We start from the raw sequence: 26,641 nt of genomic DNA on the forward strand, positions 1-26,641 counted from the left end.
AGAGGATTCGACCATGTTCGGACGCAAGAAGTCGGTGACCGGGGACCGCGACGCCGCCGACTCCGGGGAGGCACAGGGCTCCGCTCCGTCCACGGCGGGCCCCCACGATCGTTCGTCGGTCAGTGATTTCCGCCAGTACTACGCGGACCTGGGGTTCGGGCACATCGACCTCGGTTCCCTGGTGATCGGTGTCCCCAAGGGGCGCGACCTGAACGTGGCCCTGGACCCGAACGGCCAACCCGAGTTCCACATCGTCACCACCGTCTCGCGGGTCATTCCCCGTGCCTTCGCCGCACCGAAGTCCGCCGGGCAGTGGCGGACCATGGTCACCGGGATGGGTGATCAGCTCCGGGAGCAGGGCGCCGAGGTATCGGTGGAAGACGGCCCGTGGGGCCGTGAGCTCGTCGCGGTCATGCCCGGCGCGGTGTTCCGCGCGATCGGTGTGGATGGTCACCGGTGGACCGCTGAAGTCCGGATCATGGCGACCCCTGAGCTGGCTGACCAGGCCGCGGAAGAGGGCAGGGAGGTGTTCAAGCACCTGCTGATCAACCGCGGGGACGGACCCATGCCCGTCCGTGAGCAGCTGCCGTTGACCATCCCGGAGGAGATCCAGCAGGCGTTGGTCCAGGCGCAGTCGCAGCTGGCGGCGCAGCAGCAGGCCCAGGCCTTCCAGCAACAGATGGCGGCCGGCCAGGGGTCCCAGACCTCGGCGCCGGCCCAGACTCAGCCAGGGCAGGCGCAGAGCACGCCCGCCCAGCCGCAGGCGACCCCGACCGAACCGCAGCACACGCCCGATTCACCGCAGAGTGCCCCGACCCAGCCCCAGAGTGCTCCCGTCCCGCCGCGCCGGGACGGCAGCGCGATGGATCGACTCCGTAGCTCTGACGACCTCTGATCGCCCACCGCGCCGACGGGAGAGCGGGATGTTCCTGACCCGGGCGGCCCGTGGCCTCTCGGCCCGGTTCACCGATTCGCTGGACACCTTGGACGCGGCAGACCTGGTCGGGCTGGCGCGCAGCTCGGGGTGTTCCCACATCGAGGACGCTGAGCGCGGGGACCTGGTCACTCTGACGGGGCGGGTGCGCACCGTGTTGACCGGCGGCGGCGAGGAATTCCTGGGGGTGACCGCCGAGGTCTTCGACGGCACCGGCGCCGTGGACGTGTGCTGGTTGGGACGTCGATCGATCCCGGGTATCGACACCGGTCGGTTCGTCCGGGTGACCGGTCGTATCGGGACTCGCGACGGCCACATGATCATGTTCAATCCGCGTTATGAGCTGCTCACCGGGCGGCCGAGCCGGAACGACAAAGGAGAAGCGTGACAGAGTCTGAGCGGCCTGATGAGCACGTCACGGGTGATCCCGGAGGCACGGGTGGCACTTCGACCGGCTCCCGCGATGTGAAGCGCAAGTCGGCGTTCGGTGACCCTGACGCGTCGGTGCTCGACCAGATGGGTGGGGTCCGCGGTCTCGTATTCTCCTCGATCCCCATCCTCGCCTTTGTCCCCGTCAACGCGATCTGGGGCCTGACGGTCGCCATCTGGGCTGCCCTGTCGGTGGCCGTGGCGATGCTGGGCTGGTCTCTGGTCCGCCGTGAGAACCCTCAGCCCGCCATCTCCGGGTTCATCGGGGTCGCGATCTGCGTCTTCATCGCCTGGCGCACGGGAAGTGCCAAGGGCTACTTCCTCTACGGGATCATCACCCAGGCCGTGTACGGAACCGCGTTCGCGATCTCCGCACTGGCGCGTTGGCCGCTCGTCGGCGTCATCTGGGGATTCCTCGACGGCAAGGGCATGGCATGGCGCCGGATCCCGGCCGCCCGACGCTGGTACGCCGTCGCGACGTGGATCTGGGCCGCGCTCTTCGCGATCCGCGCTGTCCTGCAGTACGCGCTCTACCTCAACGACGAGGTCAACTGGCTTGGCGCTGCACGGATCGGGATGGGGTGGCCGCTGGCGTTGCTGGCGTTCGCCGGGACGATCTGGGCCGTCCGGCGCGCGATGGCGCTCGAGGCCGAACCACAGGAGCCACAGGTGAAGTCGCTCAGCTGACCCGGTTCACCCGCACACGGAGACGAGCCCCCGCCGACCCAGTGGTCGGCGGGGGCTCTGTTCCCGGTGCCGGTGAGGCCGACTGGAGCGATCAGACGGCGCTGGTGGCAGCGCGCGAGAAGTCGCTCGGTCCGGTGATCGCGCGGTAGGCGAACACCGTAGCCAGCGTCACGACCGGAACCGCGACGAGCAGTCCGACGCCCAGCGCCAGGGCGCCGACGATGATGATGAGGGTGTTCAGCACCGCGAGGGCGAACAGGTTGCCGGCGTCGGACTTGATGGCGTTGACGCTCGACTTCATCGCGTCGATCGCGGCCATGTTCCGGTCGACGACGAAGTGGTAGGTCAGGTACAGGAAGAAGGCCACCACGAGCCCGGGGAGGATGAGGAGGATGAACCCGACGATCGTCGCGAGTCCCACGAGGATCGAGGCGATGACGAACGCCCCGAAGTTGTGCAGCTTGAAGAAGTCACCGATCGCCGGCTTGTGGCCGTCGACCTCGAGCAGGGCGCCGCGGATGATGAACGCCTGGAAGACGATGCTCACGACAATCGAGAGGATGTTGGCCAGCGACATCGTCGCGGCGGACTCGGAGTTGGAGAAACCGCCGAGGATCATGCTGGCGACGAGCATCGCCAGGGTGATGAGTACCCACGGCAGCGGGTTGTTCTTGAACATCTGCCAGCCGGCGCTGACGGCGTCGGTCGCCGATACCCTGCCGGTCATCAGTGGGCCGCCACCCTGGCCGGGCTGCGGATATCCGCCGCCGAAGGCCGGGGCCCCGTAACCCTGCTGACCGTAGCCCTGGTCCGGATGACCCGGCTGGCCATAACCCTGGTTCGGGTAGGGCTGCTGGCCGTAGCTCTGGTCCGGGTAGGGCTGCTGGCCGTAACCCTGGCCCGGGTACGGCTCTTGGCCGTAACCCTGTGCGGGATAGCCCTGCTGACCGTAGCTCTGGTCGCCGGCCTGCGGCTGTCCCCAGTCCTCATGGTCGGTGCCTGATTCCCACGGATCGTTCGGGAACGCGTCCCCGGACGGGGTACCTCCGGTAGTCATGCCATCTCCAGATCTGTATGGTGGCGCGAAAAACTTTTCCACGGCGCACCCCTGAACCTAGTCCCGTGACGGGTTTTTGGGGAGATCCGATCCGCGCGTCGGGCCCGCAGACACGGGCGAGGGCCCCGCCGACTGCGTCGACGGGGCCCTCGGGACGTGCATGTGCGGTGGTGGCGTCAGATGTTGGCGTCGATCTCGACGGCCTGCGCGACACCGGCGACGGTGCCCGCGATCTTGACGGCCTCCCAGGCCTGCTCCTTGGTGACGCCCTCCTTGCGGATGATGTCATCGTGGGCAGCAGTGCAGTTCTCGCAACCGTTGATCGTGGACACGGCCATCGACCACAGTTCGAAGTCAGCCTTGTCCACGCCCGGGTTGGCGATGATGTTCATCCGCAGGCCCATCCGGACCTGGGCGTACTCGTCGCCGAGGAACTCCTTGGCCCGGTAGGCCACGTTGTTCATCGCCATGATGGAGGCTGCACCGAGCGCGGCGTTGAACGCCTCGTCCGACAGGTGCTGCCGCGCCTCGTCAGCGATCTCCGACAACACGGTCGACGATCGGGTCGCGGCGGCGGTCGCCAGGAACGTGCCCCAGAGCTGCTGCTCGGACAGTTCGGTGGTACGCGCCAGCGAGCCGAGGTTGAGCTTGAGATCCTTGGCGAACTCGGGGAGTCCGGACTTCAGGTTCTCTATGCTCACTTGATCCCCTCCTGCAGCATGTCCATCTTGTTGATGTTCTTGGTCGGGTCGTTCTTCTGCCAGTTGCAGGCACAGACCTCCGAGGACTGGAGGGCGTCGAGGACGCGCAGCACCTCGTCGACGTTGCGGCCGACGGCATCCGGGGTGACGGAGACGAACTGGATGACGTTGTCCGGGTCGACGATGAAGGTGGCGCGATCGGCCACGCCGCCGGCGTTCTCCACACCGAGCTCACGGATGAGCTCGTGCTTGATGTCCGAGAGGATCGGGAACGGGACGCTCTTGAGCTCGTCGTTGGTCGCGCGCCAGTTGAAGTGCGCGAACTCGTTGTCGATCGAGCCGCCGAGGATCTGGGTATCGCGGTCCTGGAAGTCCTCGTCGAGCTTGCCGAACGCGGCGATCTCAGTGGGGCAGACGAACGTGAAGTCCTTGGGGTAGAAGAAGATCACGCGCCACTTGCCCTCGAAGGACTTGTTGGTGATCGTCTCGAAGTAGTCCTCGGGCTGCTGGGCGTTGACCTCCTGGAGGTCGCCACCCTTTAGCGCGGTGAGCTCGAAGTCGGGGAACTGATCGCCGATTGTAAGAATTGCCATGTGATCCTCCTGGATAGTGCCTTTGTCGGACGGACAGGATCCACTGTGCCGGACTCTGGGTGAGAGGTAAAGCCTAATGAGGCATAGATCACCCATAGGGGTGTACAAATAATCATCGACTTCCGCCTATCGCCCGGCCTACACTCATCAACATGCCCGATCAACGGTTCGTTCCGAGCGTCACCCAGCTCAGAGTGTTCCTCGCCGTGGCCGAACGCCTGCACTTCCGCAGCGCGGCGGAGGACCTGGGGATGAGCCAGCCCTCCCTCTCCCAGGCGCTCGCGACACTGGAGGACGGGGTCGGCCTCCACCTGGTGGAGCGGAGCACCCGGACCGTGTTGGTGTCCCCGGCCGGACAGCAACTCCTGCCTTTCGCCCGTGCGGCGGTAACCGCGATGGACGCCGTCGCCGATGCCGCCGCAGGGAGCGGGGGACCGCTGTCGGGGGTTCTGCGCGTCGGCGTGATTCCCACCTCGGCCCCCTACCTGCTCCCGGGTCTGCTGCCGGCGCTGGCCGAGCACTTTCCGGATCTGCGGCCGCGGATCGTGGAGGAGCAGACCGGGCGGCTGCTGGAGGGGCTGCGCGCGGGTTCGATCGACCTCGCGATCATGGCGGTTCCCACGGATGCTGCCGGGGTGGTCTCGATCCCGCTGTACACCGAGCCGTTCGCGCTCCTCGTTCCCGCCGATCACGAGCTGTCCGGCCGGGTGGACCTCCCGCTCGAGGCACTGGTGGACCTGCCGCTTCTGATGCTCGACGAGGGGCATTGTCTGCGCGACCAGACGGTCGACCTGTGTCGCCGGGTGTCGGCGCCGATTCTGGGCCGCGGCGAGTCGCGGACCGCCTCGTTGACGACCGCGGTGCGCTGTGTCGCGGGTGGCCTGGGGGTCACGATCGCCCCGGAGTCCGCCGTGCTGCCCGAGAGCCGGGACCCCGGGATCGGGGTCGCCAGGTTCGCCGATCCCGTGCCGGGCCGCACCATGGGGCTGGTCCTGCGCACGGCGACAGCCGGCGACGAGGCCTATGCCGAGTTCGGCCGCGTCGTGACCGGGGTGGCCGAGCAGTTGTTCGGCGCTACGCCCGCGTGACCTGCGGTATCGCGGTCCGTTCGCGCGCGGCGGTGCCCGACGACTCCAGGCGTGTGACCGCGTCCAGGAACCGCGCCCGCAAGATCTGCGTCCGCCGTATCCACCGTCGCTGATAGGCGACGAACTCCGTGCGGCCCTCGGGCGTCTCCACCGGTATCGGATCCAGACCCCAGGCGGACAGGTCGTAGGGGGACGAGCGCATGTCCACCTCGCGGGCGTCGAACGCGGCCAGGAGGGCGTCGACCAGGAGCTCGCCCGGGGCCCCGGCCTCCATCGCCGCGACCTGCGCGTAGATGTCCATCCCGGCGTGCAGGCAGCCCGGTTGCTCGTTCCGGGGTTGGCTCTCGCGGGTGAGCAGGTCGCGGTTGAGGGGCGTCGCAGGCGTGGTGAAGAACCGATATGCGTCGAAGTGCGTGCACTGCAGCCGGGACCCGATCACGACCTCGTCGATCTGCCGGTGAGACAGGCGTAGGGGAATCGTCCCGTGCCGGATGTCGCCCGCGCCGTCGTTCTCACCGCCGTTGTCACCCGTGCCGTACAGCATCGCCCACTCGTGGAGGCCGAAGCAGCCCGTGGCACCGGGCCGGTCCGCGGTGGCCTCGACCACTTCTCGGGCTCGCTGAATGCGGGGGCCGCAGCGGTCCAGCACGGAACAGGGGTCCACCACGAGTCCCGTCCTGCCCTGCAGCGAGTCTCGCTCGTAGTGCCGCCAGTCCACCCGGTCCGTCAGATGCGCGTTCTCCAGGAGCATCCCGGGCCCGGGATGCCAGCGCCGGATCGACGCGACGCTCGTCCGGTAGTAGGTGAAGAGGAAGTCGACGACGGGGTGGGGCTCACCGCGGCGTCGCCGCATCAGGTGGTCGGTGGTCACGAGGTCCACCGCGGCCGCGTGCCTTCGTTCCCATTCCCGCCAGACCTGCTCGGGGACCACGACCGGGTGGATCGATTCCGACGCCGGTCCCGGTCTGCGGCTCACGACCGCTTCTTCTTCTTGGGTCGGTGGACGCGGGAGACCGCGGGGCGTCGGGACCGGGCAGGCGGAGCTGATTCCCTCCGCCGTCGTGGCACATCGATCTCGGGACCGAAGAGGTCGTCGGCGAGGGCCCCGGCGCGTCGATCGGTGGGGTCGAGGAGTTCCACGGTCATCCCCACCTCGCGCGCCTGCGCACTGATCCTGGCCACCTCCGACGGGCGGACGATGGCGGCCACGACTCCGGCGGCTGTGTCACCGCGACCGGTTCGGCCGGACCGGTGCACCAGATCCTGGATCGAGTGCGGCGGTCCCACATGGACGACGTGGCCGATCCCGGCCAGGTCGAGGCCGCGACCGGCGAGGTCGGTGCTCACCAGGACCCGGACGGTCCCGGACGCGAGATCGGCGAAGGCTCCCGCCCGTCTGGTGGGGGAGGCCGACCCCGCCACCCCGGCGGCCGTGACGCCGGTCGCGGCGATCGATGCGCGCAACGGCTCGACCGCGTCGCGGCGCGAGACGAAGAACAGCCCGCGACGGCAGCGGGCCGCGAGCGTGATGGCGTAGCTCTCCGGTTCCGGGGCGGACACCACGACCAACTGACGAGGAGCCCCGGCGGCAGCGGCCGACGGGTCCGGTGCGGCGTGGATGGGAGTGTCCACGCGGTGGACGCGGAGATCGGGTCGCCGGCGTCTGAGTTCGTCCTCGACGTCCGAGTCCGCCGTCGCCGTCGTCGACAACAGGGTGGCGTCGCCGCACCCGTTCAGGAGGACGGCGGTCTGCTCGCCGAACGACGGACCGAGGAGGTGGTCGGCTTCGTCGAGGACCAGCACCTTGAGGTCCGGGAGCGAGAGGGCACGCGTCCTGATCAGGTCGACCAGGCGGCCGGGGGTCCCGACGACGACGTCGACAGGAGCCACGAGCGAGCGGCGATCCTTGGCGATCGGTTGACCGCCGACGAAGGTGGCCACCCGGAGCCCGGCTCCGGCTCCGACCTCCGCGAGCACCTCGGCGTTCTGCACGGCGAGTTCGCGGGTGGGCGCGATGACGACCGCGCGGGGGCGGCCCGGGAGGCTGGGGGATCCGGCCAGCCGATGCGTCACGGCGATGGCGAACACCAGCGTCTTGCCCGAGCCCGTCGGGGCGACCGCGAGCAGGTCGCGCCCGGCGACGGCGTCGTGGAGGGTGGCAGCCTGAACCGCACTCGCCGGGCCGCTGATCACTGTTGACACGGCATGCCGGATCGGGACCGCCACGCCGAGATCGGCGAGCAGGCGGCCCAGATCAGGTGGTGCCGACCCGGTCAGGCCCGCACCTCGGAACGGTCGCCGCTCCACAGAGTGTGGAAGCTGCCTTCTCGGTCGGTCCGGAGGTAGGTGTGGGCGCCGAAGAAGTCGCGTTGTCCCTGGATCAGGGCGGCGGGAAGACGCTCGGTACGGAGACCGTCGTAGTAGGCGAGGGCCGCGGAGAAGCCGGGTGCCGGGATGCCGGCGGTCACGGCGGTGGTGACGACCCGGCGCCAGCTGTCGACACAGTCCGCCAGGGCCTCGGCGAAGTACGGCGCGGCGAGCAGCGTGGGCAGGTCGCCGTTCTCCGCGTACGCCTCACGGATGCGGTCGAGGAACGTGGCGCGGATGATGCAGCCGCCGCGCCAGATGGTGGCGAGGTCGCCGCGCGCGACGTCCCAGCCGTGCTCGGCGGTGGCGGCGGTGATCTGGTCGAACCCCTGGGCGTAGGCGATGACCTTGGAGGCGTAGAGCGCCCTGCGGACGTCTTCGACGAAGTCCGGGCCGGTCTGCGCGGGAGTGGACACGGAACCGGAGGGCAGGGCCCGACCGGCTTCCCGCTGGGGCACCGAGCTCGAGAGGGCGCGCGCGAACACGGCCTCGGCGATGCCGGTGATGGGGACGCCGAGGTCGAGCGCGGACTTGACCGTCCAGCGGCCGGTGCCCTTCTGCCCGGCGCGGTCGACGATCACATCCACCAATGGCGAGCCGGTCTCGGCGTCCACCTGCGCGAGCACCTCGGCGGTGATCTCGATGAGGTAGGAGTCGAGCTCGCCGGTGTTCCACTCGCGGAACACCTCGGCCATGGCGGCCGGCTCGATCCCGGCCACGCCGCGCAGGAGGTGGTAGGCCTCGCCGATGAGCTGCATGTCCGAGTACTCGATGCCGTTGTGCACCATCTTGACGAAGTGGCCGGAGCCGTCCTCGCCGATATGGGTACAGCACGGGGTGCCGTCGATCTTGGCGGAGATGTCCTCGAGCATCGGCCCGACGACCTCGTAGCTGGAGGCCGGGCCGCCGGGCATGATGGACGGCCCCTCCAGGGCGCCCTCCTCGCCCCCGGAGATGCCGGCGCCGATGAAGCGGATGCCGCGCTCGGCCATCGCCTTCTCGCGCCGGATCGTGTCGGTGAACAGCGAGTTGCCGCCGTCGATGATGATGTCGCCCTCATCGAAGGCGTCCGCGAGCGCGTCGATGACCGCGTCGGTGGGCGCACCGGCCTGGACCATGACGAGTGCCCGGCGGGGGGAACGCAGCGCAGCGGCGAACTCCTCGATCGTCTCGGTGCGGACAAAGTTCCCGTCGCTCCCGTGCTCGCCGAGCAGCGCGTCGGTCTTCCCGGCGGAGCGGTTGTGCACGGCGACCGTGTACCCGTGCCGTGCGAAGTTCCGGGCGATGTTCGAGCCCATCACGGCGAGTCCGGTGACTCCGATGTCCGCGGTTCCGTTGGTGCCGGAGGTCGGCTGCGCGTCCTGGCGCTCAGTACTCATGCGGTTCAGCGTAGTCGACGTCATCGCGCGTCGTGGACCAGCGTCAATGTGTTATCCGCGCGGGCGCCCGGGAGCAACGGAAGCTGTGTGTTCGCTGACAGACCACTGGTGCACTGCGTGCACCGATTGCCACGAAACCGCGAAATCTCTTGGTGAAAGAGACCTTTTGTTATATCACTGGTACTTGGGCCGGGTGATCCGGTGCCGCCGCGGTACGGGGGGAACGGACCGCGGTCGAGCGCCAGCACGAGGGCGACCGGCCCGATGACCAGGGGAATCACAAGGGGGAGTCCACACATGACCAGTTCCACGCTGCCGGCTCGAATGGTGGGCACGCGCACGGTGTTCGACGACACCGTGAACGTGCTCGGGGGATTCAGGCCGGGATATCCAAAGTTTTACTCGATCGCAGATCTCGGGACGCAGTCCCGGCGCCGGTGGGTCCCCCTCGAGCGTGCCGTGGACAGCGGCCGCGTCGAGACGATGTTCCGCAACCACTTCGCGGAATCCGGGGACATCCGTTTCTCCACCTACCTCGTCGCGGATGCGTTCGCCCACGGGGTGATCGGCAGGGCGGTCGCGAGCTTCGTCACCACCGGGCGCGTGTGGGACACGGGTGCCGAGAACCTGGCGGTCCGCACCGACATCGAGGGTGGGCTCGACTGGGCCGGGGTCCGCGACACCACCCTGCGGTTGCTGCCCGACGACCCGTCGGCCGGCGCACCCGGCACCGTGGTGTTGCCGTGCGAGCAGGCGATCGCCCAGTGGCTCGCCTGCCGCTCGCGTGCCACCCTGGTCCCGGTGTTCGACGGACTGTCCGACGTGTCCAACTGCAGCACCGAGACCCTCTGGTCCGTGGTCGGGGAGTGCATCCTGGGCGCCGCGACCATCGTCCCGACGTTCGCCGGCACCAATACCGAGACCGGGTACAGGCGCGGGCAGCTGGTCCTACAGGCACTTCACGACTCCGGGCTGGCCGTGCGCAGGCGGAGCGCGCTGCCGCGGACGCCCGGTGCGGGACCGATCCCGGTCCGCGACCGCAGGCGTTCGCTCCGCTGACCACAGGCGTTCGCGCCGCTGACCGCGGGGAGCCTCCTCTCCTCCCGGGCGCCCGGGGTAGCGTCGGATCGACGAACCGACCCGGACGGCCCGGGTCGGGAAGAGACGAGGTCCGATGTCCGACGGGAAGAACAACGAACTCCTTGAAAGACTCCGATCCCAATCCGGGCTCGGGTTCGGCGGCGGTGTCGGGATCGAGTACGTCGATATCACGCCTGACAAGGTCGTCGTCTCGGTGGAGGTGGGCCCGCACCTGCACCAGCCCCACGGGATCGTTCACGGCGGCGTCTACTGCGCGATCGCCGAGCAGGTCGCGAGTGTGGCCGGCGCCGTGTGGTTGGGCGGGGAAGGCCGGGTGGTGGGTGTGAACAACTCCACCGACTTCCTCCGCGCTGTCACCGAGGGCACGCTCACCGCGACCGGGACGCCCATCCACCGTGGTCGTTCGCAGCAGCTGTGGCGAGTGGAGATCACCGACGACTCGGGTCGGCTGGCCGCCGTGGGTCAGGTCAGACTCGCCAACCTCCAGGACCCTGCCGCCCGCGAGGGCTGATCGGTCACGGCGAGGCGGTCACCGTGGGAACAACGGCGCCCGGTGGGAAACTCTCCCACCGGGCGCCGTTGTAGCAGTCGGGTCGTGTCGGTCCTGGTTGACCGACGCGGTTTCCTACTTCTGACGTGTCAGTCCTGGTTGACCGACGCGGTCTCCTGCGTCTGCGCCTGCGACGCTTCGGTCGAGCGGGCCTTCTCGTGGGCCGCGACCCGCTCGATGGCCTGACGCCCGTAGACCCACTGCTGGGTCGAGGTCAGCTGCGAGCGGTGTTCGCCGCCCATGTGCATGCCCCAGGAGAACATGGTGGTGAGGCGGTTCTTGAAGCCGACGAGGTACGCGAGGTGGACCACGAGCCACATGACCCAGGCGATGAAGCCCGAGATCTCCAGCTTGCCCACCTTGACCACCGCGCTGTAGCGGGACACGGTGGCCATGGAGCCCTTGTCGAAGTACTTGAACGGCGGCCGCTCCGCGGGGGACCTGCCCTTCTCGACCTCGGCCATGATCTGCTTGGCGGCGTACTTGCCACCCTGGATCGCGACCTGGGCCACGCCGGGGAGCTTGTCGAGGCTCATCATGTCGCCGACGACAAAGATCTCGGGATGCCCGGGGATCGAGAGGTCCTTGCCCACCAGGACGCGCCCTGCGCGGTCGACCTCGGCCTCGGTCTGGTCGGCGATCATCTTGCCGAGCGAACTGGCCTGGACGCCGGCGGACCAGATCTTGCAGGTGGCGTCGATCCGGCGGACCGAACCGTCCGGGTCCTTGACCTCGATGCCCTGCGCGTTCACGTCGGTCACCATGGCGTTGAGCTGGATCTCCACCCCCATCTTCTCCAACCGCGCCCGGGCGGCATTGCCGAGCTTGTTTCCGAACGGCGGGAGGACCGCGGGTGCGGCGTCGAGGAGGATGACGCGGGCGGAGGCGGGATCGATCCGGCGGAAGGTGTCCTTGAGCGTGTGCTGTGCCAGCTCGGCCACCTGCCCGGCCATCTCCACGCCGGTGGGGCCGGCTCCGACGATGATGAACGTCAGCAGCCGGCGGCGTTCGTCGTCGTCCTCGGTCACCTCGGCCTGCTCGAAGCAGCCCAGGATCCGGCTACGCAGCTCCAGGGCGTCGTCGACGGTCTTCATGCCGGGGGCCCAGCGCTCGAAATGGTTGTTGCCGAAGTAGGACTGGTTGGCCCCGGCGGCGACGATCAGACTGTCGTACTCGAGGTCGAAGCGGATGTGGCCCGCGGAGGCGTACACGGTCTTGGCGGCCACGTCGATCTTGTTGACGTCACCGAGGATGCAGGTGACGTTCTTCTGATCGCGGAGGATGAGCCGGGTGGGGGGAGCGATCTCACCGACGGAGAGGATGCCGGTGGCGACCTGGTAGAGGAGGGGCTGGAAGAGGTGGTGACCGGTCTTGGCGACCAGGGTCACGTCCACGTCGGCCTTCTCGAGCTGCTGCGCCGCGAAGAGCCCGCCGAAGCCGGATCCGATGATGACGACGCGGTGCCGGCGGCTGGCCGGTGCGTTGGCGGTGGCCTGGTCGAATGCGGGCTCGGTCATGGCGGCTCCTGGTGGGGGTGAGTCTGTCTGTGACGGGCGTCGAAGCCCGTCAGTTCTACGCTCCCGGGCCGATGGCGCGCGGGCACGCCCACCTCAGGGTAGTGGTCTGCGCACCCCCGTGCACACGCACCGGCCCACCGCTGTGCCACGTTCCCCCCGACGCGCCTGCCCGGCGCGGGCGATCGGCGGCGGTACCGTCCACTCCACGACGCCCCAGAGGGAGGGAACCGGTGGTCAGACTCGAACCGCAGACCGTCGACCTGGATCGTTGGCCTGCGCTCGCGATGCCGGACGGAATCGGTGGTCACGCCGCCGGGGAGGTCGCCCAGGCGCTGCGGAGATCGACCAGGGATCTCGGACTGAGGATCGACTACCCGGATTCGTCCGCGGCGGGGGAGTACGACGCCCCTGTCCGCATCGTGCTGGGCAATCCGAGTCACTTCTGGGCCCGCCTCGCGACGGCGGGAGTCCTCGGTCTGGGTGAGTCCTTCATGGCGGGCGAGTGGGTGACGTCCGACCTCGGGGCCGCGATCGCGGTTCTGGCGCCCTGGATCGCGGCGAACTCCGACTGTGCCCACCCGGGCGAGCGCGCCTACGGACGCGAGGGACGGGCGACCCCCGGTGGGGGACGCCGCCGCGGGGGACCGGTCACGGTGGAACTCGAGGACTCGGTGCCCGGGGCGCTCACGTCGCTCTACACGGACGAGACGATGTCGACCTCGGGCGGTGTCTTCGCGTCCGGTGCACGCACCCGCGTTCGGGCGGAGGACGGGACCGACGTCGTCCACCTGGACGCGCCCACGCCCCCGCCGCGGCGGGGCGACCTGGGAGACGCGCAGCGGCGGTCTGCGGACACGCTCCTCACGCTGGCCGGGGTCGGCCCCGGGTCCCGGGCCCTGGTGGCCACGCCCGGCTGGGGCGAACTGCCCATGCGGGCGGCCGAACGCGGCGCCCACGTCCGGACCATGACCGCGTCGACCGAGCGACTGTCGGCGCTGGGGTCGAGGTTCGCCGCCGCGGGCCTCGACGACGAGATCTCTCTCTTCCTGGGAGGCCCTGCGGAAGCGCGGGGGTCAGTGGAGGCGATCGTCGCGGTGGACCCGGGCGTCACGGCGGGTTTCGCCGGCTACGCCGAGGTCCTCACCGCGGCCGACCGGGTCCTGACCGACGGCGGGAGGCTCGTGATCGCGGCCGTGGTGAGCCCGGAGCGCCCGAAGCCGGCGATCGTGGAACTCGCGGCGTGGGGGTCGCGCTACGTCTCGGAGGCGGGCCCGATGGTGTCCTGGACCGATCTGGTGGAGGCGATCGAACGCTCCCCGCGACTGCACCTGCGCGGCCGGGTCGAGTCGACCACTCATCATGCGGAGACGGTGAGGTTGTGGTCCGAGACGTTCGCGCACCGCGGGCGGGACGCTGCGGCGCTGGGTTTCGACGCGGTGTACCGCCGGATGTGGGCGTTCCACCTCGCGGGGCTCGAGGCCGGGCTCCGCGGGGGGTGGCTGGAATCGGTGCAGGTGGTCGCGACCGCGAAATGTGACCTGACGCGCCGGGATGGGTCACCGACGACTTAGAGTTCGCCTATGAGCAATTTTCTCACCCCGCTGGCCGTCTGGTTCGGGCGTCAGGACGCGACGCGCGAGAACTCTCATCTCGTGGTGACGGTCGACCAGTGGATGTCGCGGATCTCGCGCGGCCGGGTCCCGTTGCTCCGGCTGGCGGGGTTGCCGACCCTCACGCTGTACGTCCCGGGACGCAAGAGCGGCGCTCCGCGCAGCACGCCGTTGCTGTGTGCGTCCTGGCGCAACGGCATGGTGATCATCGGGTCCAACTGGGGCGGCGAGAAGATGCCGGCCTGGGTGCACAACCTCCGCGCCGCGGGAGAGGGCGAGGTCGAGATGTCGGTCTACGGGGCCCGCCTCGTCGTGGACGTGCGCGAGTTGCCCGAGGCCGACCGCGCCTCGGCCTGGGAGGCCGCGGTGCGGGTGTGGCCCAACTACGACATCTACGCGGGCCGAACGGACCGGGAGCTGCCGATCTTCCACCTCACCCCGAGGCTCTGACCCCCGCCGAGGCTCTGACCCCCTCGGAGTCGGGGAACCCCGCTCAGCGCCGGGCGACCATGTTGAGCGCCGTGGCGGTCAGGATCGGATCGCCGTCCTGGTTGATCAACGTGACGTCCGTGGTGAGTACCCCGCGGTCCGGCTTGCTCCTCGAGGGGCGCACGCCCGTCGTCTCGCAGACCAGGGTCAACCGGTCGCCCGGACGCAGCGGCCGGACCCAGCGCAGCTCGTCGATCCCGGGAGACGCCAGGCTCGCGACGCTGGTGAGGTAGTTGTCGGCGAACAGGCGCATCATGAGCGCGGCCGTCTGCCACCCGCTCGCGATCAGGCCGCCGAACGGGCCCCGGGCCGCGGCCTCGACGTCGGTGTGGATGCTCTGCGGGTCGTACCGACGGGCGAACTCCATGATCTCCTCGGCGTCCACCGATTCCTCGCCGAAACGGTACGAGGCCCCCTCGGTGTAGTCCTCGAGGAACCTGTCGTCGATCGGGGTCGTGAACTCGTCGTATGCGGTGTCGCTCATGGTGCCTCCAGGATGGGCGTTGTGTACCCTTCCAGTTAATCAGCACTCACTGACTGGGGGCCGCGGATGGCGTACTTCGAGCGACTGGGTCCGGACAGGTTCCGCCCGACGAGTCATGTCAGCGGGGCGTGGGATGAATCGATGCAGCACATCGGCCCCGCGCTCGGGCTGCTCGTCCACGCGATCGAATCGGACTGCGCTGCCCGGCGCGAGGACCCGATGGTCATCTCACGACTCACGTACGAGCTGCTGGGCGTGGTCCCCATGGACGTGGTCGATGTCCGGGTGGAGCTGATCCGCCCGGGCCGCACCATCGAACTGGTGGAGGCCACCTACGGGCAGGGCGACCGGACGGGGATCCGGCTGCGCGCGTGGCTGCAGCAGTCCCGCGACACCACCGCGGTCGCAGGGGACGGGTTCGACCCGATCCCGCCGCCGGCGGACATGGAACCCTGGGATCCCACGACCATCTGGCGGGGCGGTTACCTGGCATCCGCGCAGGTCAGGCGGGATTCGGCCGGGCCCGGGCGAGCGAGGTACTGGGTGCGCACGGCCGTACCGCTCCTTGCCGACGACGACGACGACGAGGTGAGCACCCTCGCGCGGATGGCCGGGCTCTTCGACATCGCCAACGGGATGGCCGTCCGAGCGGACCCGAGCCGGGTGCACTACCCGAACATCGATCTCACCGCGCACCTGGTGAGGCCGCCGCAGGGGGAGTGGGTGGGCTTCGACACCCGCGTCACCTTCGGCCCCGGCGGCCTGGGTCTGACGGCCAGCGTGATCCACGACGAGGCCGGTCCACTCGGAACGGTCTCGCAGTCGCTGACGGTCCGGCCGTAGTTGACCGAACGGTGACCTGAAAGCCGCAGCCGATCCTCTACAACCGCCGGAGATAGCACCGCATCCCGGAACCGCTGTCCGGGTCGGTGTCCGAGTACCCGTGCCTCTCGTAGAACCGGCGGGCGTCAGTGTCGTCGGAGTCCACGTTGATGTGGATCTCCCGGCCGCCGCGTCGCTCGACCTCCGAGGTCGCGAGCCCCATGATCGCGGTCCCGATCCCGCGCGATCGTAGCGCATTACGGATGTAGAGCTCCTCGAGCTGAGCGAGAGGGCCATCCCAGTACGGAGTCGGGCGCAGGGTGAGCAGCGCGAAGCCGACGTCGGTACCGGCCCTGTGGTCGGGGTCGGGGTCGGGGGAGTGGGCTGGGGAGCGATCCGGGACCCGGGCGACGACCGCGAGGACGTCCTCGCGCGCCAGTAGGCGCTCGAATCGCCCGGCCGCCTCGGCAGCGCTCGGGGTGGGACAGTTGTACTCGGTGTTGAAGTCGTAGAGCAAGCGGCCGAGGGACTCCGCGTCCGCCGGCGTCGCCACGCGCACCTCGGCCTCCGCGGCGGGACGGGCGGGTGCCCCGGCCCCTTCGGCGGGCGGGCCGTCGAGCAGGCCTCTGAGGCGCTCCAGATCGGATTGAATCGTCGCGGCGTCCTGCTCGAACTCGTCGTCGTCGTCCGTGAGCTGCCGGAGGGACAGGACGACCTCCGCGCCATGCGGGTGGGGCAGCACCCGGAGCACGTTGTGGACGACCGAGCCGTCGGGCAGCGTGACCTCGTGGTCGAGGATGCCGAAGGGGTTCCGGGGCGCGAACCGCACGCGCACGGTTCCCATGGGGGAGTCCACGACGAGCGTGTCGCCGTCCACGGTCACCTCGGCGGTAGCGAGTCCGGCGGCCCACAGGGGGAGGTGCGCCGGGGCGGAGGCGTAGTCGTACACCTCGTCCGGGGAGCGGTGGATCACCGTGCTGATGTGCCGGGAGCGCATCATCCCAGTGTCCGCCGCCGACGGCAGTCGCGCCAGAGGGTAGGCCAGCGGGTGGCTATTCGGTCGGCGGCTCGTCGTAACTGCCCTGACCGGCCACGCTGGTGACGGTGGTGAGCAGGAACACCGAGTCCTCGAGGGCCTTGACGGCGTGGCGGTGGTGGGTGAGGGTGTGGAGCTCGCCGGCGGCGATGTCGACCGTGCCCTCGCCCGTCACCTGAACCGCGCCTCGCAACAGGTACAGGCTCGCGGCCGGGGGCGAGTTGTGCTCCTCGAGGTCGGTGCCGGCCTTCAGCGCCAGCAGCGACTGGCGCAGAGGGCCCTCGCGGACGAGGATCTCGGCGTGGCGGCCGTGCGGTGCCTCGATGGCGCGGGACAGGATTCGATCAGCAGCGTCGGTCACGTTGGTCATGGCTCGAACCTACAGCTTCCCGGGTCGTCGTGACCGGCCCGATGTGCTCGTGGACGGGCCTGACGCCGGTCCTGGCCGCATGATCGGAATGGGCCCGTCAGGCCAGCACCCACACGGCGCCCCCGAGGATCACGGAGACGGCGGTCACGGCGGTGGCCAGGGTCCTCGTCGCCTGCGCGGGAAGGTGTTCCCCGGCGGCCATGACCACGCCGACGGCAAGCGCGATGCGTGGGGGAGAGACGATGATGGCGAACGAGCCCGCGACGTTCTGGCCGGCCAGGGCCACGAGGGTGTCCGCGCCGAGTCCGGCGGCGGCCGCGGTGGTGGCGGTGGAGAACATCGCGGCGGCCCCGGTGTTGGAGCCGGTGAGGTAGCCGCCGAGAGCGCCCACGAGGGGGATCAGCGCCAGGAACCCGCCGCCGATGCCGGCGGCGGACTGGGCCAGGTGCGCGGCCATGCCGGCGGTGGCCATGACGATGCCGATCATCATGAAGGCGACCGCGTTGCCGGCGACGGGTACCCAGGTCGCCAGAGCCTGCCCGAGCATCCGGGCCGCCGCCGGCCGCGGGGTCGCCGTGGTGCGCAGGGCGACGAGGGCGGCCACGTTGACCCAGACCGCCGGGCTGTCGAGCCACGCGAGCCCCGGCGGGGTGCCTGACAGCCGCAGGCCCACGGTGACGGCGAGAATCCCCAGGAGCAGGACGCCGAAAGGCGCGAGCGCCCCCACGAGTTCGCGGGAGATCGGCGGAAGCGGGCCGTGCCGGACCCGGGAGATCCCCAGGAGCAGCAGGATGACCGCGGCCGAGGCGATGACGCCGGCGGGGGCGGTCCCCAGGAGTGCATTGGCGCCCACCAGGGCCGACCACTGCACCACCACGATCGCTGCACAGGTCGTGAGCAGCGTCGCGGTGGGCCGCGCCGGGATGGCCGTCCGAGGTGGGGTGGTGGTCACGAGTGGGGTGGTGGGTCGGGGTGTGATGGTGGCCCGGGGTCTGACGACGACGAGGACGGTCACCATGCTCACGACCAGGACCGGCAGACTCAGCAGGGCCGACCAGTATCCGAGGTCAGCGAAGTCCTGGCCGCCGAGTTGCGCGGCCACCAGCGTTCCGGGGCCCAGCGATCCCCAGGGGACCAGGACCAGGCCGAGCAGCCCGGCGACGACCGCCTTGACGGGGGTGAGGCCCATCCGGATGAGCAGTGGCGCGGTGATCACGACCCCGAGGCCGAAGCCGGTGACCGACTCCATGAAAGGTGTGAGGCCGAAGACCAGCAGCAGGATCGCGGGTAGCCGGTCGCTTGCGGTGGCCGTCCGCTCGAGCCACCCGGCGATGTGCTCGCGCGCTCCGGTCCCGGCCATCACCACCGCCAGGGTGACGCCGCCGAACAGGATCAGGGCCACCTCCAGCACGGTGGGCCCGAGCGAGGCGACCGCGGCGGCGACCTCGTCAGAGGTGGGGCGGAAGACCGCGGCAGCGGCGAGGACCGCGGTGGCCAGACCCGCCAGGCCGGCGCGGAGGGAGCGGACCCGCAGCGCCAGCAGCAACAGGACCACGACGATCGGCGCCGCCGCGACACCCGTCTGGGAAAGCTGACTCACCGCACTCGTCTCTTCGGGCCCGCCCCGGCCGACCTGTGCGGCCGGGCAACACGTCCTGGCGGCCACCCTACGTCGCGCCCGACCGGGTTCGGTTCCGGTTGCGGACCTCGGCGCCCGCGAGCACTCTCTTTGGTCAAGGAGCTCTCTCGGGTCGAGGAGGAGGCCTCATGCGATCTGTGTCAGACCAATCTCTGCGGGACCTCGGCGGCCGGTGGAGCGTCCTCAACCGACAGAAATTGGACCACGTCGAACTCGACCGCCTGCTCGAGCGTCTCGAGCGCACCCGGGGCGCCGAACAGAGACGGGTGCTGCTGAGAACCTATCGCCTGGTCTTTCCCCATGCGTTCGCCGAGGAGTCCGTGCTGTGGCCGGTGCTCCGCGCCGTGCTGCCCGATGGCCATGAGCTGACCCTTCAGGTCGAGCAGGAACACCAGGGGGTCAACGAGCTGGTGATCCGCCTGGATGAACTGGACGACGGCGACCCGGAGCGCGACGAGGTGCTGCAGAGGCTCATCGCGGTCCTGCGCGAGGACGTCCGCGACGAGGAGGACGTGCTGCTCCCGCGGCTGCAGGAGAAGTTGAGCCCCGCTCGGCTGCGCGCGCTCGGTGTGGCCTGGGAGGCGGTCCGCCGCACCGCGCCCACCCGGCCCCACCCGTTGGTCGCACGCCGCCCGCCGGGCAACGTCGCGGCCGCGCTTCCGCTGACCGTCACCGATCGACTGCGAGATCTGCTCGAGTCGGCCGTCCTACGGAGCTCGTCCCCGGTCGAGCCGATCCTGACCGAGTCCAGCAGCCTGCTCGCCCGAGCCGCGCACGCGATCGAACACCTGCCGATCATGCGACGGGGCGAGGATCCCAGCACCGCCCGCGGCCACACCGCCGCTTGAGCGTCGACTGCCCGCAATGCACGCGCGCCCGGCTCCACAGGCGCCCATCGACGAGAGGACCAGCATGCAGGCCACCGAGGTCGCGGACCGTGTCCACCGCCTGGCCCACGCCCACGTCAACTGCTACCTGATCGACAGCGACGACGGGGTCACCCTCGTCGATGCCGGCCTGCCGAGCATGTGGTCGCTGATGCTCGACACGCTCCGGAAGCTGGGCCGCACCCCCGAGGACGTGCGGGCCCTGCTTCTCACCCACGGGCACTTCGACCACGTGGGCTTCGCGCGGCGGGCCAGGGTCGAGCTGGGGGGCCCGGTGCTGGTGCACCCGGCGGACAACGGGCTGGCCGCGCATCCCTACAGCTACACGCCCCAGCAGAACCGCTTCCTCTACCCGCTGAAGCATCCCCGGTCGCTACCCGTCCTGGGACGGATGGCCATCGCCGGCGCCCTGACCGTCAAGGGGATCGACGAGACCTCGGAGCTCTCCGTCGACACCGCCCTCGAACTCCCGGGCCGCCCCGTGGCGATGTTCGCCCCCGGCCACACAGGAGGGCACTGCATCCTGCATCTCTCCGACCGGGACACGGTCCTCAGCGGTGACGCCCTGGTCACTCTGGACCCGTACACCGGCGTCACCGGCCCGCAGATCGTGGCCTCCGCCGCCACCGCCGACACCGCCCTGGCGATCGAGTCACTCCGGCCCGTCGCAGCCACCGGTGCCTCGACGGTCCTGCCCGGCCACGGGGAGCCCTGGACTGACGGCGCCGACGCCGCGGTCACCCACGCGCGCGCCGTCGGCGAACACTGACGGCCCGGGCCCCTGATCGGCGCCAACTAGTTCGAAGCCACCAGATCGGAGACCCACGATGCGAGCAACGACGTACCGCGGCCCGTACAAGGTCCGCGTGGAGAACAAGGACATCCCCACGATCGAGCACCCCAATGACGCGATCGTCAAGGTCTCGATCGCCGCCATCTGCGGCTCTGACCTGCACCTTTACCACGGCATGATGCCCGACACCCGCGTCGGCCACACCTTCGGCCACGAGTTCGTGGGCACGGTCCACGAGGTCGGACCGTCGGTGCGCAATCTCCAGCCGGGGGACCGGGTGATGGTGCCGTTCAACATCTTCTGCGGCACCTGCTACTACTGCGCCCGAGGCCTCTACTCCAATTGTCACAACGTCAACGCAGGCGCCACCGCCGCCGGAGCCATCTACGGCTATTCACATACCTGTGGGGGCTACGACGGGGGACAGGCCGAGTTCGTCCGGGTGCCCTTCGCTGACGTCGGACCCACCATCATCCCCGACTGGATGGACGAGGAGGACGCGGTCCTGCTCACCGACGCCGTGGCCACCGGGTACTTCGGCGCCCAGCTCGGCGACATCGTCGAGGGGGACACCGTCGTGGTCTTCGGCGCCGGTGCGGTGGGGTTGTCCGCAGCCAGGTCAGCGTGGTTGATGGGCGCTGGCCGCGTGATCGTGATCGACCACCTCGAGTACCGCCTGGAGAAGGCGCGGACCTTCGCCCACGCGGAGACCTACAACTTCACCGAGTACGCCGACATCGTTGTGGAGATGAAGCGCACCACCGACCACCTCGGGGCGGACGTGGCGATCGACGCGGTGGGCGCCGAGGCCGACGGCCACCTGGTCCAGCACGTGACCTCGGCCAAGTTCAAGCTCCAGGGCGGATCGCCCATCGCGATCAACTGGGCGATCGACTCCGTGCGCAAGGGCGGGAACATCTCGGTGATGGGGGCCTATGGCCCCGTCCAGAGCGCGATCAGATTCGGGGACGCGTTCAACAAGGGCCTGACGATCCGCGGTAACCAGTGCCCGGTGAAGCGTCAGTGGCCGAGGTTGTTCGAGCACGTCCGCAACGGGCATCTCAAGCCCAGTGAGATCATCACCCACCGCATCCCGCTGGAGCACATCGCCGAGGGGTACCACATCTTCTCCGGCAAGCTCGACGGCTGCATCAAGCCACTCGTGCTGCCGAACGCCGAATAGACCCGAGGAGGCCGACATGCCATACACCGCTGACGATCGCCCGCCGCGCAGGACGAGCGAGGAGCTGCGTGCCCAGATCCCCGGCTGGGGAGTGGACCTCGACCCGACCGACCGTCCCTCCTATCCCAAGGAGCGCAGGGACCTGGAGACCGGGGCGCACTGGGACTTCCCGGAGCGTCAACCGGAGCACGCGCCGCGGGAGCGCTCGATCGAGCACCGCTTCCTGACCCCGGTGTTCGGGACCGCCCAGCCGCTGCACGGGGTGTCCGGGATGATCAGGCGCAAGGCGTACCAGTACGGGGAGGACAAGACCTACCGCTGGCTGATGCTGCTGGGAGCCGACCGGGTCGACGCGGTAGGTAGCCACATGCGCTCGCTGGTCACCCTCCGGCCGGACAATCCCCTCACGGAAACCGGGGTACGCAGTGAGTTCACCGCGAACGGCTGGTCTTCCCGAGTGGGCCAGAAGCGGTACGACGTCCGTCATCACTGGATGGACCCGATCCTGGTCGGGGGACCGTGGGCGCTGGCCGCTGGTGCAGCCGTCCTCGGAGGGGTGAAAGCGCGGCGCGCACTTCGAGACTGAACCCCGTCGATCTCACCTGGTCCACGGCCGCGTCGCGCGACCACTCGGTGCGGTCGGTGCGGTGTGGTTTGAGCGATCTGGTCAGTGACTGAAGCGCCCGCGCCGCGAAAGCAGGGTCGGTTCCAGAGCGCGCTCGGCAATCAACCCGGTGGCGGCGGAGAAGACGGCCTTGTGCACTACGTCGACGGCCAGCTCCCGGCCGGGCCAGGTGGCCGGGGGAGCGCCGACACCCGTGGCGTTCTCGAGTGTCTGGTCCACTCCCAGCCGGATGACGGTGTGCCAGGCCGTAGCCGTCGCTCCCCGGATTCCCGTGACCGCCCAGATCCCGCGGAGGGCGCCGAGGGATGCGGCGGTGCCGTAGTGCATCACGTGGTTCCACACCGCGGATTTGTCCTGGTCCGACGGCTGCCGACCGAGGAGGGTGAGCAGCGTCCGGGCCGGCACGAACGAGTTCGGACGTCCGGTGAACGCCTGCTCGACCTTCTCCCCGGCGGTCATGACCCCCGCTCCGGCCAGCCCGGCGAGGGCGCCGGTGCCGGCGGCGCGCAGGAGCGCGCGGGGCCTGTTCCCTGTCTGCATGTCGTGACTTCCGTTCGAGCGTGTGGTGGTGGCGACACCGTAAACCGGAGCGGCCGGAGCGTCCACCACATGCTGATCGCCCGCGGCCAGGGGAGTGCGGGGCGAGGGCAGTGCGGGGCGAGGGCAGTGCGGGGCGGTCGACCGGCACGGGGAATCCGGGGAGACTCGCCTCATGCCAGATCACCTCGCCTCGAATGTCCGGTCGTGGGCGACGTCCATCGATCAGACGACCGTTGACCAGGCCGTGGCTCTCTCGCGGCTGCCCTTCATTCATCCGCACGTCGCCCTGATGCCGGACGCGCACGCCGGGAAGGGGTCAGCAGTCGGCACGGTTATCCCGACCGTCGACGCGGTGATCCCGGCGGCCGTCGGAGTGGACATAGGCTGCGGCATGGTTGCCGCGCGGACCCGCTACACCGAGCACGATCTCGACCGCATCGACCTCACCAGGCTGCGCGACCGCGTCGAGCGCGCGATCCCGCTCTCACCCGGGAACTACAACCGTGCGGTGCATCACGACCACACGCGCGCGCGGGTCCGGGAGCTCGAGGAGCGCGCCGAGGCCGACGGGGTGGACCTGACGCACTCGCCGAAGTGGCGCGAGCAGCTGGGCAGCCTCGGCGGAGGGAACCACTTCGTCGAGCTGTGCCTCGATGAGCCGCGGGTCGGTGTGGTGTTTTCTGCACTCCGGGAGCCGCGGCGTGGGCAACAAGATCGCTCAGAAGCACATCAGGATCGCCAAGGCCCGATGCGAAAAGCAGGGGATCCGGCTAGAGGACCGCGACCACGCCTACCTCGAGCAGGGCACCGCAGAGTTCTCGCAGTACCTCGCCGAACTGCGCTGGGCGCAACGGTTCGCCCGGCTGAACCGTGACGAGATGATGGACCGGTTCCTCGCGCAGCTGGCCCGGATCTTCTCGGACGACGACGCCGGCGAGTCCGAGCGGGTGAACTGTCACCACAATTACACCGAGCGGGTGGAGCTCGAGGGAAGGGAGGTGTGGCTCACCCGCAAGGGCGCGATCGACGCCACGGCGGGTCGCATGGGGTGCATCCCTGGCTCGATGGGCACGCGCTCGTACATCGTGCGCGGAAGGGGCAGCCGCGCCGGCTTGTTCTCGGCGCCGCACGGTGCGGGCCGTCGCATGTCACGGACTCAGGCCAAGAAGCGGTTCACCGCGGCTGACCTGGACGAGGCCATGCAGGGGATCGTATACCGGCCCGGTGACGCATGGGTCGACGAGATCCCCGCCGCCTACAAGGACATCGACCAGGTGATGGCGGACGCCGCCGACCTGGTGGACGTGGTGCACACCCTCCGTCAGGTCATGAACATCAAGGGGACGTAAGCATTCGCGTCCAGGTTCATCCGCGCCCGAAGAGCGGCCGTTGGTCCACGCTGCGCCGGTGGTCCACACCTCCCTCGGGCCGCCGCGGCCCGTGCGACGACTGACGTCAGCCAGACGGTGACATCCGATAGTGGGCACCGAGAACGACGCTCTTCGTCGGTCCGAGACGGCCACCTTCGGCCCCGGCGGTGGGCTGCTGACCCGGCCCATGACCCGTCAGAACTCCGGCTTCGACGGAACGGTTCGCCTGCTCGTGCCTCGTTGGGGAGATCTCGTCTCGGAGATCGCCGCCAATCCGCAGGTCAACGTTTCGGTCCAGTCTTCGGACGGGTTCGTTTCCGTCGCGGGTAGAGCAGTCGTGGACGACGACAGGGACGCGGTCGCCGAGAACTGGAACGCTGCCGTCGACGCGTGGTTCCCGGAGGGCCGGAATCGGCCACCTCCATCCTCGTCCACGCCGACTCGGCCGAGTACTGGATTCCAGCGGTTCGAGCATCGCCCATGTCGCTTCGTTCATCCGCGCGGCGGTGTCGCGTGATGACCGGACTCCCGATATGGGGACGAGCGGCGCCGTCGACCTTTAGCGCAAGCCGTAAGGGACGGGCAGCTCAGGCTGAACCGCCGCCCGCCGATTCGACTGGGCCTGACGGGTCCAGAAGTCGAGGCTTCAGCCGATCGGGCGCGGGGTCGACGCCCCGCCGGAGGTCGGCGATCATTTCATCGGCGTAGGAGACCAGCCCGGTCACGCTGATTCCGTGAGGTGCCGGGCCGTCGTCGTCGTGCCCGATACGTTCGGCCGCACGCTCCAAGAGCGTCAACGCGCCCTTAGTGTTGCCGCGCTGAATATGAGTGATGCCGACGGCCAGCTGAGCCAGGCCTTGCCATAGCGTGCGCTCGCCGGGGGGACAGCTCTTCCAGGCACCTTCGAGGACTTCGTGCGCGTTGAACGCAAGGCCTCGGTCCAGTAGGTCTTGTGCCCAGGCCAATGATTCGGCGGGTGTGAGATCGAGGTCTTCGGGGATGCGCTCGACCCCGACACTGCCAGGTGGCAACGGTCGGCCGAGCTCGTCGCGAGGGCGTGAGTTGCGCGCCCGGCCGTCCTCGTCGCGATCACGGTCGATGCCAGAGGGAGTGCGCATGCCGCCATCGTCCCATCCGTCGTCGCCGGGCTGCTACCTCAGTGTCGACAATCGCCACCGCGGGGAGCTGCTGGTTCACCTGGGCGGTTCGATGTTCGTTCCATCGGCTCATCCATGACCAGAGACCGTCTCGGGGCCGCAGTCATTGGAGGCGTCATGGCCGCAGCTTCCTCCCTGCTGGTGCAGATTTCAGATCGTGATACTTCTGCGGTGCCCTACCTGCGGAGCATCTCGTAGGCTGCTCGTGTGACGCTGAATCATGTTCGCCGCGGGAAAGGTAGTCCGCTACTGCTCGTGCACGGACTCGGTGCGGGCTGGCGATCCTGGGAGCCCATCCTGAACGATCTGGCCGCGAGTCGCGAGGTCATCGCGGTCGACCTGCCCGGGTTCGGCGAGTCCCCACCGCTGGATGGCGAGGTCTCGATCGCCACGCTGGCCGACGCGGTTGCCGGATTCATCAAGGAGCTGGGTCTGGACGGGATCGCCACGGCTGGTCAGTCGATGGGTGGGCGGATCGTCCTCGAACTCGCCCGGCGCGGTGTCGGTGGCGACACGGTTGCGTTGGACCCCGGTGGATTCTGGAGCGATCGCGAGCTCGCGATCTTCAGCGCCACCCTGCGACCCTCGATCGCCTTGGTCAGCGCTGTGCGGGGAGCGCTGCCGGCACTTCTGAGCAATCCGGTGAGCCGGACCGCGTTGCTGGCGCAGCTATCTGCGCGACCATGGGCCCTATCAGCGCAGACCGTGCTGCCCGACGTGACTGGGTTGGCCGACGCCCCGGCGACGGGCGCGGCGATGGACGCGCTGACCAAAGGCCCTAAACAGCAAGGTGCTCCGGCGGGCACGGTCCCGGGACTAGTCACCATCGGTTGGGGACGGCGCGATCTTGTGACCGTGCCGCGACAGGCCCGGCGAGCCTGCACAGCGTTCCCCGACGCGGAGCTGTACTGGTTCGACCGTTGCGGCCACTTCCCGCAATGGGACGCGCCTCAGGAAGCGATCCGGCTCATCTTGGACCGAACCACCTGACCTGACTGCGCAGTTCGCCCCGTCTGCGGCAGACCCGCTGAGTGAGCCTTGGCCGACCGTCTTACCGGCCCCGCAGAGAGGATGCGGCCGAGGAGCAGCGGGGAGCAGCGGGTTGAGAAAGTCACGGGGGCGGGGCTCCATTCCTCGAACGCGGTCCGCAGACTTTTACTGGTCAGGTGTCGGGTTCTGTGGTGTCGGGTTCCTGGTGGAGTTCGGGGTAGGCGCTCCAGGAGACGCCGCTGA

28 protein-coding genes and 1 pseudogene are annotated in these 26,641 nt (G+C 69.5%); 16 read left to right on the plus strand and 13 right to left on the minus strand.

What is annotated here, in order from left to right:
- Positions 1-13: 13 nt before the first annotated feature.
- From R4P08_RS15895 to R4P08_RS15905, 3 genes are all read left to right on the plus strand, one after another.
- Positions 14-895: a DUF3710 domain-containing protein gene (locus tag R4P08_RS15895; protein ID WP_317814871.1), complete on the plus strand. Its 882-nt coding sequence runs from the start codon at positions 14-16 to the stop codon at positions 893-895.
- 28 nt (positions 896-923) lie between these two features.
- Positions 924-1,322 (plus strand): hypothetical protein, encoded by a 399-nt coding sequence (locus R4P08_RS15900; RefSeq protein ID WP_317814872.1) that lies wholly within the window; start codon positions 924-926, stop codon positions 1,320-1,322.
- Between the two features lie 128 nt (positions 1,323-1,450).
- Positions 1,451-2,050: a DUF3159 domain-containing protein gene (locus R4P08_RS15905; RefSeq protein ID WP_317814906.1), complete on the plus strand. Its 600-nt coding sequence runs from the start codon at positions 1,451-1,453 to the stop codon at positions 2,048-2,050.
- 91 nt (positions 2,051-2,141) lie between these two features.
- Here R4P08_RS15905 and R4P08_RS15910 read toward each other — a convergent pair whose 3' ends face one another.
- The 3 genes from R4P08_RS15910 to R4P08_RS15920 all read right to left on the minus strand — a co-directional run bounded on the left by R4P08_RS15910 (position 2,142) and on the right by R4P08_RS15920 (position 4,401).
- On the minus strand, positions 2,142-3,107 hold the full coding sequence (locus tag R4P08_RS15910; RefSeq protein WP_317814873.1) for a hypothetical protein: 966 nt from the start codon (positions 3,105-3,107) through the stop codon (positions 2,142-2,144).
- Between the two features lie 176 nt (positions 3,108-3,283).
- Positions 3,284-3,808: a carboxymuconolactone decarboxylase family protein gene (locus tag R4P08_RS15915; protein ID WP_317814874.1), complete on the minus strand. Its 525-nt coding sequence runs from the start codon at positions 3,806-3,808 to the stop codon at positions 3,284-3,286.
- Positions 3,805-4,401 (minus strand): peroxiredoxin, encoded by a 597-nt coding sequence (locus R4P08_RS15920; protein WP_317814875.1) that lies wholly within the window; start codon positions 4,399-4,401, stop codon positions 3,805-3,807. Before R4P08_RS15920 ends, R4P08_RS15915 begins: the two co-directional genes overlap by 4 nt.
- A 152-nt stretch (positions 4,402-4,553) precedes the next feature.
- On the opposite strand from R4P08_RS15920, the gene R4P08_RS15925 reads away from it, so the two are divergent.
- Complete coding sequence (locus R4P08_RS15925; RefSeq protein ID WP_317814876.1) at positions 4,554-5,489, plus strand: hydrogen peroxide-inducible genes activator; 936 nt, start codon at positions 4,554-4,556, stop codon at positions 5,487-5,489.
- Here the strand turns inward: R4P08_RS15925 and R4P08_RS15930 are convergent.
- From R4P08_RS15930 to gndA, 3 genes are all read right to left on the minus strand, one after another.
- Positions 5,476-6,465 (minus strand): hypothetical protein, encoded by a 990-nt coding sequence (locus R4P08_RS15930; RefSeq protein WP_317814877.1) that lies wholly within the window; start codon positions 6,463-6,465, stop codon positions 5,476-5,478. The two genes, R4P08_RS15925 and R4P08_RS15930, sit on opposite strands and share 14 nt — an antisense overlap.
- Positions 6,462-7,691, minus strand: coding sequence for a DEAD/DEAH box helicase (locus R4P08_RS15935; RefSeq protein ID WP_317814878.1), 1,230 nt, complete (start codon positions 7,689-7,691; stop codon positions 6,462-6,464). Before R4P08_RS15935 ends, R4P08_RS15930 begins: the two co-directional genes overlap by 4 nt.
- 71 nt (positions 7,692-7,762) lie before the next feature.
- Complete coding sequence (gene gndA, locus R4P08_RS15940; protein ID WP_317814879.1) at positions 7,763-9,235, minus strand: NADP-dependent phosphogluconate dehydrogenase; 1,473 nt, start codon at positions 9,233-9,235, stop codon at positions 7,763-7,765.
- Between the two features lie 297 nt (positions 9,236-9,532).
- Between gndA and R4P08_RS15945 the strand changes: the two genes are divergently transcribed.
- Together R4P08_RS15945 and R4P08_RS15950 are read left to right on the plus strand one after the other, a co-directional pair.
- Positions 9,533-10,294, plus strand: a complete 762-nt coding sequence (locus R4P08_RS15945; protein WP_317814880.1) for a hypothetical protein — start codon at positions 9,533-9,535, stop codon at positions 10,292-10,294.
- Positions 10,295-10,409: 115 nt separating this feature from the next.
- Entirely contained in the window at positions 10,410-10,847 is a 438-nt protein-coding gene (locus R4P08_RS15950) for a PaaI family thioesterase (protein WP_317814881.1), read from the plus strand.
- Between the two features lie 128 nt (positions 10,848-10,975).
- Here the strand turns inward: R4P08_RS15950 and R4P08_RS15955 are convergent, their stop codons facing one another.
- Positions 10,976-12,403, minus strand: a complete 1,428-nt coding sequence (locus R4P08_RS15955) for an NAD(P)/FAD-dependent oxidoreductase (RefSeq protein ID WP_317814882.1) — start codon at positions 12,401-12,403, stop codon at positions 10,976-10,978.
- Between the two features lie 230 nt (positions 12,404-12,633).
- Here R4P08_RS15955 and R4P08_RS15960 point away from each other — a divergent pair, with 230 nt between their 5' ends.
- Together R4P08_RS15960 and R4P08_RS15965 are read left to right on the plus strand one after the other, a co-directional pair.
- The gene (locus R4P08_RS15960; protein ID WP_317814883.1) at positions 12,634-13,974 is read left to right on the plus strand and encodes a class I SAM-dependent methyltransferase; all 1,341 of its coding nucleotides are present in this window, start codon (positions 12,634-12,636) and stop codon (positions 13,972-13,974) included.
- Positions 13,975-13,983: 9 nt separating this feature from the next.
- Positions 13,984-14,463 carry a nitroreductase family deazaflavin-dependent oxidoreductase gene (locus R4P08_RS15965; protein WP_317814884.1) on the plus strand — a complete coding sequence of 160 codons (480 nt, stop codon included), beginning with the start codon at positions 13,984-13,986 and terminating at the stop codon, positions 14,461-14,463.
- Positions 14,464-14,506: 43 nt separating this feature from the next.
- Here the strand turns inward: R4P08_RS15965 and R4P08_RS15970 are convergent, their stop codons facing one another.
- Positions 14,507-14,986 carry a MaoC family dehydratase gene (locus R4P08_RS15970; protein ID WP_317814885.1) on the minus strand — a complete coding sequence of 160 codons (480 nt, stop codon included), beginning with the start codon at positions 14,984-14,986 and terminating at the stop codon, positions 14,507-14,509.
- A 66-nt stretch (positions 14,987-15,052) separates the two neighbouring features.
- Here R4P08_RS15970 and R4P08_RS15975 point away from each other — a divergent pair, with 66 nt between their 5' ends.
- Entirely contained in the window at positions 15,053-15,829 is a 777-nt protein-coding gene (locus tag R4P08_RS15975) for a thioesterase family protein (RefSeq protein WP_317814886.1), read from the plus strand.
- Between the two features lie 37 nt (positions 15,830-15,866).
- Here the strand turns inward: R4P08_RS15975 and R4P08_RS15980 are convergent, their stop codons facing one another.
- From R4P08_RS15980 to R4P08_RS15990, 3 genes are all read right to left on the minus strand, one after another.
- A complete protein-coding gene (locus tag R4P08_RS15980; RefSeq protein WP_317814907.1) occupies positions 15,867-16,430 on the minus strand; it encodes a GNAT family N-acetyltransferase in 564 nt (187 codons plus the stop codon).
- Between the two features lie 430 nt (positions 16,431-16,860).
- Complete coding sequence (locus R4P08_RS15985) at positions 16,861-17,214, minus strand: cupin (RefSeq protein ID WP_317814887.1); 354 nt, start codon at positions 17,212-17,214, stop codon at positions 16,861-16,863.
- 97 nt (positions 17,215-17,311) lie between these two features.
- Positions 17,312-18,814 carry an L-lactate permease gene (locus R4P08_RS15990; protein WP_317814888.1) on the minus strand — a complete coding sequence of 501 codons (1,503 nt, stop codon included), beginning with the start codon at positions 18,812-18,814 and terminating at the stop codon, positions 17,312-17,314.
- 167 nt (positions 18,815-18,981) lie between these two features.
- Here R4P08_RS15990 and R4P08_RS15995 point away from each other — a divergent pair, with 167 nt between their 5' ends.
- The 4 genes from R4P08_RS15995 (at position 18,982) to R4P08_RS16010 (ending at position 22,302) form a co-directional block, all read left to right on the plus strand.
- Positions 18,982-19,701: a hemerythrin domain-containing protein gene (locus R4P08_RS15995; RefSeq protein ID WP_317814889.1), complete on the plus strand. Its 720-nt coding sequence runs from the start codon at positions 18,982-18,984 to the stop codon at positions 19,699-19,701.
- A gap of 64 nt (positions 19,702-19,765) precedes the next feature.
- Positions 19,766-20,509, plus strand: a complete 744-nt coding sequence (locus tag R4P08_RS16000) for an MBL fold metallo-hydrolase (RefSeq protein WP_317814890.1) — start codon at positions 19,766-19,768, stop codon at positions 20,507-20,509.
- 58 nt (positions 20,510-20,567) lie between these two features.
- Positions 20,568-21,716, plus strand: coding sequence for a zinc-dependent alcohol dehydrogenase (locus R4P08_RS16005; RefSeq protein WP_317814891.1), 1,149 nt, complete (start codon positions 20,568-20,570; stop codon positions 21,714-21,716).
- 16 nt (positions 21,717-21,732) lie between these two features.
- Positions 21,733-22,302, plus strand: a complete 570-nt coding sequence (locus R4P08_RS16010) for a hypothetical protein (RefSeq protein WP_317814892.1) — start codon at positions 21,733-21,735, stop codon at positions 22,300-22,302.
- Between the two features lie 81 nt (positions 22,303-22,383).
- On the opposite strand, the gene R4P08_RS16015 is transcribed toward R4P08_RS16010, so the two are convergent.
- On the minus strand, positions 22,384-22,881 hold the full coding sequence (locus R4P08_RS16015; protein WP_317814893.1) for a hypothetical protein: 498 nt from the start codon (positions 22,879-22,881) through the stop codon (positions 22,384-22,386).
- 172 nt (positions 22,882-23,053) lie between these two features.
- Here R4P08_RS16015 and R4P08_RS16020 point away from each other — a divergent pair.
- Positions 23,054-24,230 (plus strand): annotated as a pseudogene (locus R4P08_RS16020) (RtcB family protein).
- Positions 24,231-24,360: 130 nt separating this feature from the next.
- Positions 24,361-24,768 carry a pyridoxamine 5'-phosphate oxidase family protein gene (locus R4P08_RS18560; protein WP_411741224.1) on the plus strand — a complete coding sequence of 136 codons (408 nt, stop codon included), beginning with the start codon at positions 24,361-24,363 and terminating at the stop codon, positions 24,766-24,768.
- A gap of 70 nt (positions 24,769-24,838) precedes the next feature.
- Here R4P08_RS18560 and R4P08_RS16025 read toward each other — a convergent pair whose 3' ends face one another.
- Positions 24,839-25,369, minus strand: coding sequence for a DUF309 domain-containing protein (locus R4P08_RS16025; protein WP_317814894.1), 531 nt, complete (start codon positions 25,367-25,369; stop codon positions 24,839-24,841).
- Positions 25,370-25,615: 246 nt separating this feature from the next.
- Here R4P08_RS16025 and R4P08_RS16030 point away from each other — a divergent pair, with 246 nt between their 5' ends.
- Complete coding sequence (locus tag R4P08_RS16030; protein WP_317814895.1) at positions 25,616-26,398, plus strand: alpha/beta fold hydrolase; 783 nt, start codon at positions 25,616-25,618, stop codon at positions 26,396-26,398.
- Positions 26,399-26,641: the final 243 nt, after the last annotated feature.

The organism is Rhodococcus sp. IEGM 1408 (assembly GCF_033142235.1).
Taxonomy (GTDB): Bacteria; Actinomycetota; Actinomycetes; order Mycobacteriales; family Mycobacteriaceae; genus Dietzia.